This is a genomic window from Thauera aromatica, from assembly GCF_023093595.1.
Classification (GTDB): domain Bacteria; phylum Pseudomonadota; class Gammaproteobacteria; order Burkholderiales; family Rhodocyclaceae; genus Thauera; species Thauera aromatica_A.
The window spans coordinates 43,123-57,770 of sequence record NZ_JALLIK010000103.1 but is presented as its reverse complement, the minus strand read 5'-3'; the positions used below and the strand labels follow the sequence as shown (position 1 = coordinate 57,770).

Below are 14,648 nucleotides of genomic sequence, written 5' to 3'. Positions count from 1 at the left end.
TCCGGGCCGGTCGTTCCAGGCCGTCGGTCCGGGCCGGCCGCAGCACACCGGACCGCAACGCTCAGACCGGCTGCCCGTCGGCGCAGCGCCCGGGAGAGGCGCACGGCGGACGCCGGCCGGCGAACAGCCCGCCCAGCCAGAAGGCGAACAGCAGCACCGCGAGCCCGATCATCCACCAGCCGACGCGCGCCTGCTCATCGACCAGGTAGGTGTTGCACACCCGCAGCGGGGCGGCGAGGTACAGCCAGCCGGTGAACCCCAGCATGCTGATCAGGTTGGTCCAGATGAAGCCCCGGCCGATCAGGCCGAGCCGCTCCCAGGCGAGCGCCAGGGGCAGGCCGACGAGCAGCGGCAGGCTCGAGAACTTGGCGAGCGCGGCGAGCGGATCGAGCACCGCCGCATCGAGCGCCCGCGGCAGCATCCAGTAAGTGGACGCGAACGCGGCCGCGAGGAGGCAGGCGAGTGGCCCACCCAGCGCCGCCCGCAGCACGGCCCGGCGCGGCGCCGGCAGCAGCAGGCCGGCGCCCGCCCCGAGCGCGGCCAGCAGCGGGATCTGGACCAGCATGTGGCCGACCATCGACGCTTCCAGCCAGGCGCGCGCCGGCGGCAGGGCGAGCGCCAGATAGACGGCGGCGAGCGCGAGCGCGGCCGGCTTGCGGGGAATGCGCCGCGGACTCACCGCCGGACTCACCGCCGGACTCACCGCCGGACTCACCGCCGGGCTCACAGCCGGGCTCACAGCCGGGCTCCGAGCGCGGCGACGAACGGCGCGACCGCGTCGAGGTCGCGGATCTCTTCGAGCCGGCCGTCGCGGCCGACGAGGTGGAGCGCGGCGTTGTGCTCGAAACCCCCGAACGCATCGGGGATGACGACCACGCCGAACGCGGCGAGCAGCGCGCGCAGGCCGTCGGCGTCGGCCGGGCGCGCGATCCGCCAGTCCCCCCCGTCCGCGCCGAAGCGGCGGCCGTAGTCGCGCAGGCGGGCGGGCGCGTCGTGCCCCGGGTCGAAGCTGATGCTCAACAGCGCGAACTCGCGCCCGAGGGCGGCAGCCGGCACCTGCTCGCGGATCTGCCGAAACGCCGTACCCAGGCTGTAGCAGATCGTCTCGCAGCGGGTGTAGATGAACTCCACCGCGAGCAGCCGCCCACGGTAGTCCTGCAGGGTGAACCGCCGGCCGTCCTGGTCTTCGAGGGCGACGGCCGGCAGCGGGCGCGGATTTTCCAGCACGCTCAGGCGGCGTGCCGCCTCGCTGGTGAAGGCAGTGAAGCCGTCGCTGCCCCACCACAGGGTGGCGGTCCCGAGCACGGCGACCCCCACCGCGGCAGCGAAATTCCGCGCCCCGGACTTCATGCCGCAACCACTCCGGCCGGCACGCTCGCCCGCATGTGGCTGCTGCCGGCATGGCCCAGGCGGGTCAGGAAGCGCAGCACGAAGATCAGCGCCGCGGCAACGATCAGCGCCGCGAACAACGAGCCGACACGGTCGTACGGCACCCATTCGGGCAGATGCTCGGCGTAGCGGCGGGCGACGCTTTCCTTGCCCGAATAGAGGAAGGTCAGCGTGAACCCCAGCGAACCGACCAGATAGGCCCAGTAGGCGAGGCGATCGAGGGCCGATTCGGCCGCCCCCGCCCCATTCTTCGCCGGCTTGGTCAGGTAGTACATGAAGCCGAACAGCATCGACACCATGCCGAGCAGGAGGTAGGTGTGGAAATGCCCCGGCACCCACAGGGTGTTGTGCATCACGTAGTTGACCCGGATCGTGCCGTCGATGAAGGCCGGCATCGCCCCCGCCGCCCACCCCAGCATCGACAGGAACAGCAGCCGCGTGCCCATGTCCCAGCGGATCCCCGAGCGGTACACGATCATCAGCGCGCCGTAGCCGGTCACCACCAGGATCGGCACCGTGTTCAGGTAGCCGATGATGTGGCCCATCACCAGCATCCACTTCGGAAAGCCGAAATCCATCAGCAGGTGGTGCGGGAAGATGAACATCACCATCAGCGTCGACGCCGTCCACGAGGCGAGGAAGACCTTGTTCGCCTTCCACGGCCGGCGCGTGTAGCGCGGCAGGATCTCGTACACCGCGATCACCGCCATGTAGATGGTGGCGTTGATGAAGACATGGCCGAAGAAGTAGATCATGCCCTTCGCCAGCAGCGGATCGATGGCGAACTCGGGCGCGTAGAGATTGACCAGCATCATCGCCAGGATGCTGGCGCCGACGACCAGGCCGACGACATTGACGATGGTCACCATTGCGCTCGCGACCACGGTCGGCGGCGGGGCGTTGCCGTCGTCAGTGCCGAACAGCTGGGGCCAGCCCAGGGCGCGGGAAAAGCTGCCGTAGCGGGCGATCAGCGCGCGCGCGATGTCGAGGTGGAAGAGCAGGAAGCCGGTGCCGATGACCAGCATCCCGGCGAGGAACAGCGCCGCCGCTCCGGTGCTCCACAAGCCCATCGAATGGCTCGGCAGCGGATACAGGAAGGTCCACGCGGCGTGGAAATTGCCCAGGAAGACACTGCCCAGGACCATCGCCACCCCGATCAGGAACAGCACCAGGTTGACCAGCAGCAGGCGCGCCGAGAGCGCGACGTAGTGGCCGAGGAAGTGCCACATGACCGCCGCACCGCCGATGCCGGCAATGCCGACCATACCGGCGCCATGGACGGTCATGAGCTGGTAGAACCCGTTCGGGCCAAGCTCGATCAGCTCCCCCTGCTCCAGCCGCATCAACAGGCCGAACACCATCAGCAGCAGCAGGACCGCCGCCGCGGTGACCAGGTAGGCGAGCACGCCGGCCTTCGCGCCGTGGTCCGGCGCGGGATGATAGTTGTAGGCTGCCATCGCTCAGCTCCTTTCTTCAACGGTGAATTCGGCGAACATGTTGTGGTGGCCGAGGCCGCAGTACTCGAGGCACAGCACGCGGTACGTGCCGGGCCGGGTAAAGGTGTGGCGCAAGGTGTTGGTGAGCCCGGGCATCGCCTGCACCTGGGCGACGATCTTCAGTTCTTCGTCGTAGATCGCGAAGCCGTGGTTGATGTCGGCGCTGCGGACGCGGAACTCCACCGGCCGGCCGGCCTCGATCCGCTCCTCGCTCAGTTCCCAACGCCACATGTAGCCAGTGGCGTCGACCACCTGGGCCTCGCCGCCGGCCTGCGCGGGGCGGATCGCGTCATAGGGCAGGTCGCTCAGGGTGAGCACCATCGGCACCCCGAACACCGCCACCAGCCCCCAGAAGAAGCGCGCCCGCAAACGGTAGGCGCGCTGTTGCAGCGGTGCGTAATTCTCTTCGCGCGCGCCGGAATTGAGCAGCGCGAACCCCCAGCCGAGGCCGACCACGGCCATCAGCGCCAACGAGATGATCCAGACAATGTCTTGCAGCATGTTTTCTCCCCTTTCCTCGATCTCAGGCGTGGTCCCGCCACGCGCCCCGCTCGCCCCCCCGGTGGCGCCCGCTCGCCGGGCGGCGAGCGGAGCACACCGGTCCGGGCCGGCCCGCCGGGATCGCGGGCCGGATGGCGCATGCCGCCATCACCGGCCTGGTCCGGCACTCAGTGCCCGGGCGCATACATCGCCTCGAACACCTTCGCCGAGTCCGGCGTCGGGACGTATTCGTAGGCCCGGTAGCGGCCCTTGACGAGCACCGCCTGGCCCGGCGCGACGAAGTACTCGGCGATATCGTTGCCGTCGGGATTGCCTTCGGAAACCACGCCGTGGCCGGTGCGGACGAGCACTTTCAGGGTGGTCTGCCCCTGGTTGGTCAGTTCCACCAGGCGCTCGGTGCCGATCGTGACGATCTCCTCGGAAGTCGCGATCTTGGCCTGGGCCGGCGCAGCGGCGGCGATGGCGAGGACGAGTGCGGGGATGGTCAGGAATTGCTTTTTCATTGTGAGCCTCTCTAAGTTTGTCGATAACCAGCGCACCATGCGCTGCTTACATCACCTTATGAGGCAAATTCCGTACCACTTTTGCAACTTGCTGTTTTTATTGAAAAACAAATTAATCCAGAGTGAACGGGACCGTTCACTACGGCCTTTACGTTCACCATGAACGTTCAGCTAGCGTCCGTAATGAACGCACGCTGCGCTGCCCTAGCGTCACGGAAGGGAATGCCCGACATCCGCCCGCCAGCGCACCCGCCCCTGGCCGGCCTCGTTCAGGCGTGCCACCAGCGCTGCGGCCGCATCCTCGGCCAGGCTGAAGCACAGCTCGACTTCGGCCCCGTGCGCCACCTCCAGCCCCTGCGCGCCGGCGGCGTCGAGCTCACGCCGCAGCAGGCCTTCGAGCGCATAGGGGATGGCGCAATGCAGTGTCGTCAGGCGCACGATCGGCACCTTGGTCGCGCCGAGCAGGGCCTGCGCCACCGCGTCGGTATACGCGCGCACGAGACCGCCGGCCCCCAGCTTGACCCCGCCGAAGTAACGCACCACGGTGGCGAGCACGCCCTCGAGGTCCTGATGGCGGAGCACGTCGAGCATCGGCCGCCCGGCAGTGCCGCTCGGCTCGCCGTCATCGACCGCCGCCGACTGGCCACCGGCGAGCAGCGCCCAGCACACGTGGCGCGCGCCCGGATGCTGCGCCCACAGCGCGGCCACCACCTTCTGCGCCCCGGCGCGGTCGGCCATCGGCTGCACGCAGCCGATGAAGCGGCTTTTCTTGATGATCAGTTCGCTATGGACGGGGGCGGCGAGGGTGAGCGGCATGGGGCGGGATTCTAGCCCGCATCCACGCCCCGATTCAGAGCGAACACCCCGCCGCTTCAATCTGGGGTTTAATCCGGCCTGCTACCGAAGGTTCGTCGATACAAGCCACTCTCCCCAAACGAACCCCTTTCCCTGCGACATGCCCGAAACCAGCCATCCTCCCGTCTGCGATTCCGCCCCCCACGCGCTGATCGAGCGCGTCCTCGACGGCGCGCGCGCCTGCCCGCCTGAAACCTTCAAGCTCGCCAGTCACCAGAAGCGGATCGACCCCCTGTTCAGGCGCCTCCGCTGAAGCCCGCCATGGCCCGCACCCACCCCGAAGGCTGGCGCCTGCTTCCCGCCGAAGGCGCGCGCGGACGCGCACTCGCCACTCTCGCCCGCCTCGCCGCGGCGCTGCCCGACGACAGCACGATCTACCACGGCCTGCACTGGACGCGCGCCGAGGGCGACACGGCGGTGTTCGGCGCGGTCGATTTCGCCGTCGTCGGCGCGGGCGGGCGGGTGCTGCTGATCGAGCAGCACGCCGGCTTTCTCGACGAAACCGCCGCCGGCCTGGTGCCCCCCGGGCGGCGGCGCACACAGAGCATCAGCGTGGCGCTGGCGCGCAACGCCGACGCCTTGCGCGCCCGCCTGCGCCCGCTGCTCGACGGCGCCGAGCCCTTGCTCGACGTGCTGCTGCACTGCCCCGACCACACCGTGCGCCAAGCGGGCACCGCCGGGCTCGATCCGGCACGGATCGTCGACGCCGCCCGCCGCGACGCCTTGCCCGAACGCGTCGCCGCGCTGACCCGGCCGCAGGACCGCGACCCGGCGTTCGCCCCCGCCCAGCGCCAGGCCCTGCACCGCTTCTTCGCCGATCTGCTGGAGCTGGTGCCCGACGTGCAGGCCTACGCCGGCCAGGCCGACGCGCTCACCACCCGGCTCGCCGGCGGGCTCACCGAATGGGCGCGCCGGCTCACGCTCGCGCCGCACCGCCTGCGGGTGACCGCCACCGCCGGCAGCGGCAAGACCCAGCTCGCGCTGGCCGCCTACACCGACGCCCTGGCCGCCGGCCGGCGCCCGCTCTACGTGTGCTACAACCGCCCGCTCGCCGACCACTTCGCGCGCATCGCCCCACCCGGCGGCGAAGTGGCGACCTACCACCAGCTCTGCGACCGCCGCCTGCGCGACGCCGGGCGCAAGCCCGCATTCGGCGCACCCGGCGCGTTCCGCCGCATGGAAGCCGACTTCGCCGCACTCGCACACGACCAGCCCGACCCCGCCTGGCTGTTCGACGAGCTGATCGTCGACGAGGGCCAGGACTTCACCGAAACCTGGCGCGATGCCCTCCTCGCCCTGCTTCAGTCCGACGCGCGCGCGTGGTGGCTGGAAGACCCACTGCAGAACCTCTACGGCCGCCCACCGGTGGCGCTGCCGGGCTGGGCAGGGCTGACCGCCGACACCAATTACCGCACGCCGGCAGACATCCTCGCCCTGCTCAACGCCTGCCTGCCGCTGCCCGCCCCCATCCGCGCCGGCAGCCCGGTCACCGACAGCGCGCCTGAAATGCTGTCCTGGTCCGACGAAGCCGGGCTGATGGACGCCACCCGGCGCGCGATCACCCGCGCCCTGGGCCTCGGCTTCCGCCGCGAGGAGATCGTGCTGCTGACCTTCCGCGGCCGCGAGCACTCGCGTTTCACCGCGCTCGCGCAGCTCGGCCCGCATCGCCTGCGCGCCTTCACCGGGCGCTACGACCTCCTCGGCGAGCCCGAGCACTCGCCCGGAGAACTGCTGATCGATTCGGTGTACCGCTTCAAGGGCCAGTCCGCGCCCTGCATCCTGTTTACCGAAATCGACTTCGAGGCGATCGACGAGCTCGCCCTGCGCAAGCTCTTCGTCGGCGCCACCCGGGCGACGCTGAAGCTGATCCTGGTCGCGTCGGAGCGCGCCGCCGCCCGGCTCGCGCCGGACGCCGCCGCAGCAGCTAAGATGAAAGCGTCGGAACTCCCGCACCGAGGCCCATCATGAGCAACAAGCACCGCAATGTCCTGGAGGCGCTGTTCCGCGAGCCGCCGCCGGCCGGAATCCAGTGGCGCGAGGTCGAATCCCTCCTCCACCACCTCGGCGCCCTCGTCGAGCCCGGCCACGGCGCCCGCTTTCGCGTCGTCCTCAACCGCCACGAGTTCCTCCTCCACCACCCGCATCACGGCAACGAGTTCAACCGCCAGGCAGTCAAGCAGCTGCGCGAGTTCCTCGCCGACGCCGGAGTCACGCCCGCGCGCTATGACGCCGAGCGCGCGCACGAGACTGGTTCCTGAGCACGGCGGAAGGAGCGTTCGATGGCGACCGGGCGGGGCCCGCTCACCGTCTATTACGACGGCGCCTGCCCGCGCTGCGTGCGCGACCGGGCGCGCTACGAGCGGCTGGCCGGCGAGCACGCCGCAGACACCTGCTGGGTGGACATCAGCGGCCGCGACGACGAACTGCGCCGCCGCGGTATCGATCCGCACGCGGCGCTGCGGGAACTGCACGTGGCCGACACCGACGGCCGCGTCCACCGCGAGCTCGATGCCTACATCGTGCTGATGGCGCGCACGCCGCGGCTGCGCCCGCTGGCGTGGCTGATCGGCCTGCCGGTGATCCGCCCGCTGCTGTCGTGGCTGTACCGCACGGCCGTGCTCCACCGCCTGCGCGCGAGCGGGCGGCTGTAAGCGCCATGGGAGGAGGAAGGCGACACCGGGGCGGGCAGAATTCAGCGCAGCGCCTGCACCACCTCGTCGATCGCCGCCCCCCGCTCTTCGTCGCCCTCGCCCGCGGCCCATTCCGGGTGGGCCCGGGCGCGCACCAGGGCGTAGGGCAAGGCGCCGTCGCGCCAGCGCCGCGCCACCGGATCGTCGCCGGTGGCCGGCGACGGCAGCTCGATCGGCGTCATCGCCGCGTGGCCGCGGCCTTCGAGCGCGGCCAGCAGCGCACGCTGGCGCAATGCGACCAGGCGCAGGATGGCCTCATCGACGGTGAGCTCGCGGTGGCCGCGCAACTTCGCCGCAATGCGCTCACCGTAGTGGCCGAAGCTCTGCCACAGGCCGCCCGCGACCGCACCGAGGGCGGCAGCGGCCCCCAGGGTCAGGCCGCCGGTCATCAGGTCGATGCCGATCCCTGCGGCCGCGCCCGCCGCCGCCCCGGTGCCCAGGCGGATGCCCATCTGGCGCAGGGTCTCAGGGTTGAACAGGTCGTCGTCCCAGCGCCCGTCGGTGAGCGGCAGCTCGCCGGCGCGCGCATCGCCGGGGCGGAAGCGGTACAGGCGCAGCAGCGCATCGACACAGGCCTGCTCGCGCGCGCGGACCTCGTCGCGCAGCGCGGCAACGGCATCGTGCAGGGCGGCTTCGTCGCTGCCGGCGACCCGCTCGCGCCTCGCGGCCAGCCCGACCAGCAGGCCGGCCACCAGCCGCTGGGCGGCGGCGAGGCGTTCGTCGGCCTCGCGCGCCCGGGCCTCGATCAGGCGCTGCAGCGCGTCACGGTGGCCGTGGATCAGGGTGGCGAGGGTGTCGAACAGCTCGCGCTCGCCATCGAGCGGCGGCGCCACGGTGTCGAAGCCGAGCACCGCGTGCAGGCCGAGGCGGGCGAGCGCGGCGCGCCAGTCGGCGGCCCGGGTGGCGGGGGCGGCGACGAAGTTGAGCACCGGCAGCAAGGGCCGGGCACAGGCGGCGAGCAGCGCCAGTTCATCGCGGTGCTTGGGCAGCACCGGGTCGCGCGCATCGGCCACGTAGAGCGCGGCGTCGCTCGCCAGCAACTGGCGCAGCACCTTGGCTTCCTGCTCGAAGCGGGTGCCGGCCTGCGCTGTGGCGAGGAAGCGGGCGATGCGCTCGGGGCCGTCGACGCGCTCGCCGGGCGCCGCCAGGCCGTCGATGAATTCGAGCAGGGCGATCGCGTCCTCCATGCCCGGGGTGTCGAACAGGGCGAGCGCCGGCACCCCGTCGGCGATCAGCTGCAGGCCCTCGACATGGCGGGTGGTGCCGGCGGCATCGGACACTTCGCCGAAGCCGACGTCGCGCGCCAGGGTGCGCAGCAGCGAAGTCTTGCCGGTATTGGTGTGGCCGACCACGGCCACGCGCAGGATTTCGCTCATGCGCCGTCCGCCTCCGGATGCTCCAGCCAGGCTTGCGCGCAGGCCGCATCCTCGAACAGCGCCGCCGCATCCAGCCCGATGCGGCCGAGCCCCGCGCGCCACTGCGCGGCACGCCCGGCCGGCGCGCGCGCGCCGGCGCACAGCCACACCCGCGTCGCCACCGCACGCTCGGCGAGCTCCGCGACCAGGCCGAGCGTGCCGCGATCGGGGGTCTGGCGCGCATCGACCGCAACCAGCAGGCGCGCCGGCGGTCGCGCCGCCAGCCGGCCGAGGGCGGCGCGGCGCTGCTCGCGGCTGTCGAGCCGCCCGCCATCCTCCCAAGCGCCGCTGCAGCGCGTGCGCCCGGCCCCTGTCTCCGCTGCAGCGGCGGCAGCCGGCGGCCAGGCGAGGTCGTCACCGAGCTCGATCGCCACCGCCACCGCAGCACCCCCGCGGCCGGCCGGCGGCGCCGGGCGATGCGGACAGGGCAGGACCGCGGGCGCGGGGTCGCTGACCCCGATGCGCGCACTGCCGGGCATCAGCACCGCACGCAGGCGGGCATAGCCGGGGCGCGACAGGTCCAGCCGCAGCCGGCCCAGGCCGCGGCGCCAGAGCCCGGCGCAGGCGAGGGCGAGCAGCAGCCGCGGCAGCACGCCATACACCACCATCGCCCCCACCAGCCAGCCCGCCCAGGCCCGCCGGCCCACCTCGTCGGCCAGCGGCGCCGCGCCGCTGGCCGTCACCATCGCCGCATCCGGCACCGGAAAGCCGAGCAGCGCGGGCAGGGCGCCCACCGCGGCGCTCAGGTCGACGAAGCTGCGCGCCGGCAGGATCGTCGTTTCCCACACGAAACCGTAGCGCCGCGTCGCCAGCAGCAGCAGCACGCCCGCCGTTGCGCCGAGCAGCGCCGCCAGCCACAGCGCATGGCTGGCGGCGCCGATGCCCCAGCCGGCCAGCCGGCCGCGTCCGAGCAGGCCGCCGAGCGCCAGCGGCAGGTCCGCCGCCGTCCGGCTGCGGTCGAAGAGGGCGACCAGGCGCAGCCACATCCATCCAGCGCTGCCACCGCCGCGGATGCGCCCGCCGCCCCGGCCCTGCAAAGCCATGGCGGCCAGCCACAGCAACAGGCTCAGGGCGTGCACCCCGAGCAAGCCGCCCAGCGTCCACACCACGTTGACCGGCCGCGAGCCGTCGCCGAGCACGCCTGCCGCGGCGCCAAAGCCCAGCACCAGCGCCAGCGCCAGCGCGACCAGCAGCAGCGTCCGGGCGCGCCGCCGCCAGGCGAGCACGGCAGCGCGCCAGCCCTGGCGTGCACCGAGCCGGTCTGCGCGGCACAGGATCTGGCCTTCGAAGTCGGGCGCCGCAGCGGGCGCCGCCGCCGGCTCGGCCGCATCTTCGAGCAGGCCGTGATGTTCTTCATGACGGCGGACGATTTCGGCCAGCCAGCGCGCTTCGAACGGGGAAAGGGAAACAGGAGCGGTCAAGACGGTACGGCACAGCGCAAGGACGAGGACAATAGGATAACAATGCCCGCCGCCGGGCGCCGGGCCCCTTCACCACGGGCGGGGCAGGCTCCCGCCGCGCTTACTGCCATGACGCATCCGGGCGCCAGCTGCCGACCCAGGCCGGCAGATCGGCGGCCGGCATCGGGCGGGCGATGCCGTACCCCTGCGCCCGCTCGCACCCCAGGGCCAGCAGCATCGCGCCGTGCTCGGCGGTTTCGACCCCCTCGGCGATCACCGTGCGCCCGAACACCCGCGCCAGGCCGATGACGCCCTCGACGATGGCGCGGTCCTCGGCGTCGGCCAGCATGTCGCGCACGAAACTCTGGTCGATCTTGAGCACCTGCGCCGGCAGCGCCTTGAGATAGGACAGCGAGGAGTAGCCGGTGCCGAAGTCGTCGACCGCGAACGCCACTCCCAGCTCGCGGCACTCGCGGATGAGCGCCGAGACGTGTTCCAGATCTTCCAGCGCCGCGGTCTCGACGACTTCGAGCTTGAGCGCATGGCGGGGCAGCTGCGGGCAGGCGTCCAGATGCGCGCACAGCCGGGAAACGAAGTCGGTGCGCAGCAGGTGGCGGGCGGCGATGTTGACGCTGACCTGCAGCTCGAGCCCCTCGCGCCGCCAGGCCTCGAGCTGGACGAGCGCGGTCGCGATCACCCAGTCGCCGAGTTCGACGATCAGGTCGCTGTCTTCGATTGCGGGCAGGAACTCGGCCGGCGCGAGCAGGCCGCGCTGCGGATGCAGCCAGCGCACCAGCGCTTCGGCGCCGAGCACGCGCCCGGAGCGCATGTCGACCTGGGGCTGGTAGTGGAGGACGAGCTCCTGGTCGCGCAGGGCCTGGGCAATCCGCGCCTGGCGCTCGGTGCGTTCCCGTACGCAGCGGTCCTGCTCGGTGTCGAAGACGTGGAAGCGGTTGCGCCCGCCCTGCTTGGCCAGGTACATCGCCTGGTCGGCATGGCGCAGCAGGGTGTCGGTATCGGCATCGTCGCGCGGGTACAGTGCGGCGCCCAGGCTGGCCGAAACCGCGACTTCGCTGCCGCCCACCCGCAGCGGCTGGGCCACGGCGGCGAGGACCCGCCGCAGCGCGGTGTCGACCGCGCCGGTGTCGCCCAGCCCCTGCAGCAGCAGCACGAACTCGTCGCCGCCGATGCGGGCCACGGTGTCGTCACCGCGCACACAGCCCTTCAGGCGGCGGGCGACTTCGATCAGCACGCCATCCCCTTCCTGGTGGCCGAAGCGGTCGTTGACCGGCTTGAAGCCGTCCAGATCCAGATAGCAGACCGCGAGCAGGGTGCCGGCGCGGTCGGCCTGGGCCACGGCCTGCGGCATGCGGTCGAAGAGCAGCGCGCGGTTGGGCAGGCCGGTGAGCAGGTCGTGGCTGGCGATGTAGCGCAGTTCGTCCTGATGCGCCTTGCGCTGGGTGATGTCGCGCACGAAGACGCCGATTTCCTCGTCGCGGCGCAGGCAGGTCGCCGTCACCTCGACTTCGACGACGCTGCCGTCCTTGCGCCGCCAGTGCGTCTCGAAGCGGTCGTTGCCGGTGGCGAAGATGCGCCGGGTGTGAGCGGCGGCTTCATCCGCGGACTCCTGCGCCTCGAAGCGGCTCAGGCTGCTGCCGAGGATTTCCTCGCGGAGGTAGCCGGTCAGCGCGCACAAAGCGGCATTGCATTCGCGCACCCGCCCGTCCGCACCGACGGCGAGAAAACCATCCATCGCCAGATTGATCACGCTTGCATGGCGCTCGATGGCACGCTTGGCCGCCGAGATGTCGGCGATCACGCCGACGAGGCCGCGCTCCGCCCCCTGCGCATCCTGGAAGCGGCGCCCGGTCAGGTGCCCCCAGAATTCACTGCCGTCGGCGCGCAGGTAGAGCCGCTCGAGATCCACCGCGGCGATCTTGCTCGCGAGCAGCGCCCGCATCCGTTCGCGCCCGGTGTCGCGCTCGGCCAGATGGATATGGTCTACGTACTCGCTGCCGATCAGCTGCGCCAGCGGATGGCCGAACATTTCCGCCATCCGGCGGTTGGCATGGGTGATGACGCCGTCCCGATCGACGAGGAAGATCGCGACACTGGCGGTGTCGAGGATGTCGCTCAGCAGCGATTCGCGCTCCCGGAGCGCGATCTCGACACGCTTGCGCGCAGTGATGTCGGTGGATACGCCGAGGACGCCGGTGACGGCGCCGTCGTCATCGAACAGGGGCTGCTTGACGGTGTCGTAGTAGCGGGTTTCGCCGCTGCAGGCGACGACGTTGCGCTCCTCGCCTTCGACCCGGACCGCCTCCTCGACCACCCGGCGGTCGTGGTCGCGCAGGTCGGTGGAGACCGAAAGATCGAAAAAGCGCTCGTCGGTGCTGCCGAGGATGTCTTCCGGGGCGGTGCCGAACAGTTCGGACACCATCCGATTCACATAGGTGTAACGGCCGTCGCGATCCTTGATGAAGACATATGCACCGACATTGTCGAGCGCCTTGCGCAGACGGAGGATTTCGTCCTCGTTCTGACCCCTGTCTGGATAAGGACGGCTCATAGGCGGGCGACGGAGAAATCGATGGATGGGGTACTACGCTATCAGAATTCGAGCCGATGATCGAACCCCGGATGCCGGCTGCGGGGGCGCAGGAAACCCGCGCTCGGGCAACGACCGCCGGCGCCTGCAGAGAACTTGATCGAGATCATTCTTCGGTCGGCGGCAAAGGCTAGTCTCCCGGATTCGGACGCCTTGTCCTCACCTCCGCCCATTGCCGAGACGCCATGCGAACCCGACTGAAAACGACCCTCCTTCCAGTGCTGTTCGCCGCCCTGGGGGCGAGCGCCCACGCCACGGAGCTGCCCTGCCCCGACCTGCAGGAGGCGGTGCAGGTCGCCGCCTGCCCGACCGACGCCGAGCTGCGCTACACCTTCATGGGGTATTGCGCCGACAACGCCCGCCTGTACGGCCGCGACGTGCTGACCTGCGCCAGTTTCGAGAATTACCGCGCGGTGAAGAACACCGCACTGTGGGAGTCGGCCGACGGTGGCTTCAACGGCTATCTGTCGTGCGAGGTGCCGCCGGCGCAGATCCGCGCCTCGCAGGCGCTACGCATGAAAGTGGAGCGCAACAAGAGCCTGACCCGGCTGATCTGCGACTACGACAACGACCACCGCCTGGAGCACCGCAGCAAGGCGGTCTGCACCGTGCAGGCCGCGGACTGCAGCACGGAAGCCTGCCGCGCGAGCTGCGAATGAGCGCCGCCGCGGGCGGGCGCGCCTTCTCCCCTCCCCGCCGGAGCCGGCTCAGCCCGGCGCGACCGGCGGCTGCCCGATGAAAGAGGCCAGCATGGCAGCGACGTCGTCCCGCGCCAGGTCGCGGACGATGAACACCAGGCGGCTGCAGCGCTCGTCGTAGGGCGGCTGCGACGGCCACGCCGCCAGGCTGGCGGCAGGATAGACGCTGTGCTGCACGCACTGCAGCACCCGCGGCAGGGGGTCGCCGGCGACGTCGAGCAGGCCCTTGATGCGCAGGATGCGCCCGCCATGGACCTGAAGGAGCAGCGCCAGGGCGTCGGAAAATTCGTACCATGGCAGCGGCGCGTCGAAGCGCAGGACGAAGCTGTGCACCCCGGCGCCGTGGCGCGACGCGGCCCCGCCGCCCGACGCCGGGGGCGCGCCGCGCACCGCCGCCTCCCCCAGCCAGGCGGCCACGTCCTGCGCCTTGCCGGACGCATCGTACAAGCCGCAGTCGAACAGCACGCCTGCCTCGACCTTGCCGTTGCAGGTCTCCACTTGGCGCGCACCCGGATTGAGCTGCGCAAGGCGAGCGGCCACCGCCGCCCGCGCCGCCGCATCGGCGAGGTCGCACTTGGTCAGCAGCAGGCGGTCGGCCATCGCCACCTGGCGCACCGCTTCGCCATGGGTGGCGAGCTGGGCCAGTGCATGGGTCGCATCCACCGCGGCGACCACGCCATCGATACGGTAGCGCTCGGCGAGGAAGGGTTCGGCCATCAGGGTATGGATCAGCGGCGCCGGGTCGGCCAGCCCGGTAGTCTCGATCAGCACCCGGCGCAAGCCTTTCAGCTCGCGCCGCAGCGCGCGCATGAACAGCCCTTTCAGCGCCCGCACCAGATCGCCCCGGACGCTGCAGCAGAGGCAGCCCGAATCGAGCACGACCAGGGTCTCGTCGACCTTTTCCACCAGATGGTGATCGACCGCGACTTCGCCGAACTCGTTGATCAGCACCGCACAGCCCTCCATCCGCGGCTGGCGCAACAGGTGGTTGAGCAGCGTGGTCTTGCCCGCGCCGAGAAAGCCGGTGAGCACGGTGACGGGAAGGCGGCGGTCGTCGGGGCGGGGGGCAGTGTCGTTCATGTCCGGTGTCCTG

15 protein-coding genes are annotated in these 14,648 nt (G+C 71.3%); 5 read left to right on the top strand and 10 right to left on the bottom strand.

Features of this window, described 5'->3' with window-relative positions:
• Positions 1–61: 61 nt before the first annotated feature.
• The 6 genes from MXC99_RS10400 to MXC99_RS10375 form a co-directional block, all read right to left on the bottom strand.
• Positions 62–739 carry a hypothetical protein gene (locus MXC99_RS10400; protein WP_247725381.1) on the bottom strand — a complete coding sequence of 226 codons (678 nt, stop codon included), beginning with the start codon at positions 737–739 and terminating at the stop codon, positions 62–64.
• Positions 736–1,350, bottom strand: a complete 615-nt coding sequence (locus MXC99_RS10395) for an SCO family protein (RefSeq protein ID WP_247725380.1) — start codon at positions 1,348–1,350, stop codon at positions 736–738. Before MXC99_RS10395 ends, MXC99_RS10400 begins: the two co-directional genes overlap by 4 nt.
• A complete protein-coding gene (locus tag MXC99_RS10390) occupies positions 1,347–2,846 on the bottom strand; it encodes a cbb3-type cytochrome c oxidase subunit I (protein WP_247725379.1) in 1,500 nt (499 codons plus the stop codon). The genes MXC99_RS10395 and MXC99_RS10390 overlap by 4 nt, the downstream gene beginning before the upstream one ends.
• 3 nt (positions 2,847–2,849) lie before the next feature.
• Entirely contained in the window at positions 2,850–3,386 is a 537-nt protein-coding gene (locus tag MXC99_RS10385; protein WP_247725378.1) for a cytochrome C oxidase subunit II, read from the bottom strand.
• A 167-nt stretch (positions 3,387–3,553) separates the two neighbouring features.
• On the bottom strand, positions 3,554–3,889 hold the full coding sequence (locus tag MXC99_RS10380; RefSeq protein ID WP_247725377.1) for a hypothetical protein: 336 nt from the start codon (positions 3,887–3,889) through the stop codon (positions 3,554–3,556).
• A 210-nt stretch (positions 3,890–4,099) separates the two neighbouring features.
• Positions 4,100–4,705 carry an IMPACT family protein gene (locus MXC99_RS10375; RefSeq protein WP_247725376.1) on the bottom strand — a complete coding sequence of 202 codons (606 nt, stop codon included), beginning with the start codon at positions 4,703–4,705 and terminating at the stop codon, positions 4,100–4,102.
• A gap of 139 nt (positions 4,706–4,844) precedes the next feature.
• Between MXC99_RS10375 and MXC99_RS10370 the strand changes: the two genes are divergently transcribed.
• The 4 genes from MXC99_RS10370 to MXC99_RS10355 are packed head-to-tail and all read left to right on the top strand — an operon-like array spanning position 4,845 to position 7,395.
• Positions 4,845–4,997, top strand: a complete 153-nt coding sequence (locus MXC99_RS10370) for a hypothetical protein (protein WP_247725375.1) — start codon at positions 4,845–4,847, stop codon at positions 4,995–4,997.
• 8 nt (positions 4,998–5,005) lie between these two features.
• Positions 5,006–6,712 (top strand): ATP-binding domain-containing protein, encoded by a 1,707-nt coding sequence (locus MXC99_RS10365; protein WP_247725374.1) that lies wholly within the window; start codon positions 5,006–5,008, stop codon positions 6,710–6,712.
• Positions 6,709–7,002 (top strand): type II toxin-antitoxin system HicA family toxin, encoded by a 294-nt coding sequence (locus tag MXC99_RS10360; RefSeq protein ID WP_075147672.1) that lies wholly within the window; start codon positions 6,709–6,711, stop codon positions 7,000–7,002. Before MXC99_RS10365 ends, MXC99_RS10360 begins: the two co-directional genes overlap by 4 nt.
• Before the next feature lie 21 nt (positions 7,003–7,023).
• Positions 7,024–7,395, top strand: a complete 372-nt coding sequence (locus MXC99_RS10355; RefSeq protein ID WP_247725373.1) for a thiol-disulfide oxidoreductase DCC family protein — start codon at positions 7,024–7,026, stop codon at positions 7,393–7,395.
• 41 nt (positions 7,396–7,436) lie between these two features.
• Here the strand turns inward: MXC99_RS10355 and MXC99_RS10350 are convergent, their stop codons facing one another.
• The 3 genes from MXC99_RS10350 to MXC99_RS10340 all read right to left on the bottom strand — a co-directional run bounded on the left by MXC99_RS10350 (position 7,437) and on the right by MXC99_RS10340 (position 12,818).
• Positions 7,437–8,810: a GTPase/DUF3482 domain-containing protein gene (locus MXC99_RS10350; protein WP_247725372.1), complete on the bottom strand. Its 1,374-nt coding sequence runs from the start codon at positions 8,808–8,810 to the stop codon at positions 7,437–7,439.
• Positions 8,807–10,270: a DUF2868 domain-containing protein gene (locus MXC99_RS10345; protein WP_247725371.1), complete on the bottom strand. Its 1,464-nt coding sequence runs from the start codon at positions 10,268–10,270 to the stop codon at positions 8,807–8,809. Before MXC99_RS10345 ends, MXC99_RS10350 begins: the two co-directional genes overlap by 4 nt.
• Before the next feature lie 100 nt (positions 10,271–10,370).
• The gene (locus MXC99_RS10340) at positions 10,371–12,818 is read right to left on the bottom strand and encodes a sensor domain-containing protein (RefSeq protein ID WP_247725370.1); all 2,448 of its coding nucleotides are present in this window, start codon (positions 12,816–12,818) and stop codon (positions 10,371–10,373) included.
• Positions 12,819–13,042: 224 nt separating this feature from the next.
• On the opposite strand from MXC99_RS10340, the gene MXC99_RS10335 reads away from it, so the two are divergent.
• Positions 13,043–13,516 carry a hypothetical protein gene (locus tag MXC99_RS10335; RefSeq protein WP_247725369.1) on the top strand — a complete coding sequence of 158 codons (474 nt, stop codon included), beginning with the start codon at positions 13,043–13,045 and terminating at the stop codon, positions 13,514–13,516.
• A 48-nt stretch (positions 13,517–13,564) separates the two neighbouring features.
• Here the strand turns inward: MXC99_RS10335 and MXC99_RS10330 are convergent, their stop codons facing one another.
• The gene (locus MXC99_RS10330; protein WP_247725368.1) at positions 13,565–14,635 is read right to left on the bottom strand and encodes a CobW family GTP-binding protein; all 1,071 of its coding nucleotides are present in this window, start codon (positions 14,633–14,635) and stop codon (positions 13,565–13,567) included.
• Positions 14,636–14,648: the final 13 nt, after the last annotated feature.

Excerpts from the sequence above, each read along its gene's own strand:
- MXC99_RS10395 (WP_247725380.1), bottom strand. The coding sequence starts at position 1,350 with ATGAAGTCCGGGGCGCGGAATTTCGCTGCCGCGGTGGGGGTCGCCGTG.
- MXC99_RS10390 (WP_247725379.1), bottom strand. The coding sequence starts at position 2,846 with ATGGCAGCCTACAACTATCATCCCGCGCCGGACCACGGCGCGAAGGCC.
- MXC99_RS10385 (WP_247725378.1), bottom strand. The coding sequence starts at position 3,386 with ATGCTGCAAGACATTGTCTGGATCATCTCGTTGGCGCTGATGGCCGTG.
- MXC99_RS10380 (WP_247725377.1), bottom strand. The coding sequence starts at position 3,889 with ATGAAAAAGCAATTCCTGACCATCCCCGCACTCGTCCTCGCCATCGCC.
- MXC99_RS10375 (WP_247725376.1), bottom strand. The coding sequence starts at position 4,705 with ATGCCGCTCACCCTCGCCGCCCCCGTCCATAGCGAACTGATCATCAAG.
- MXC99_RS10370 (WP_247725375.1), top strand. The coding sequence starts at position 4,845 with ATGCCCGAAACCAGCCATCCTCCCGTCTGCGATTCCGCCCCCCACGCG.
- MXC99_RS10365 (WP_247725374.1), top strand. The coding sequence starts at position 5,006 with ATGGCCCGCACCCACCCCGAAGGCTGGCGCCTGCTTCCCGCCGAAGGC.
- MXC99_RS10360 (WP_075147672.1), top strand. The coding sequence starts at position 6,709 with ATGAGCAACAAGCACCGCAATGTCCTGGAGGCGCTGTTCCGCGAGCCG.
- MXC99_RS10355 (WP_247725373.1), top strand. The coding sequence starts at position 7,024 with ATGGCGACCGGGCGGGGCCCGCTCACCGTCTATTACGACGGCGCCTGC.
- MXC99_RS10350 (WP_247725372.1), bottom strand. The coding sequence starts at position 8,810 with ATGAGCGAAATCCTGCGCGTGGCCGTGGTCGGCCACACCAATACCGGC.
- MXC99_RS10340 (WP_247725370.1), bottom strand. The coding sequence starts at position 12,818 with ATGAGCCGTCCTTATCCAGACAGGGGTCAGAACGAGGACGAAATCCTC.
- MXC99_RS10335 (WP_247725369.1), top strand. The coding sequence starts at position 13,043 with ATGCGAACCCGACTGAAAACGACCCTCCTTCCAGTGCTGTTCGCCGCC.
- MXC99_RS10330 (WP_247725368.1), bottom strand. The coding sequence starts at position 14,635 with ATGAACGACACTGCCCCCCGCCCCGACGACCGCCGCCTTCCCGTCACC.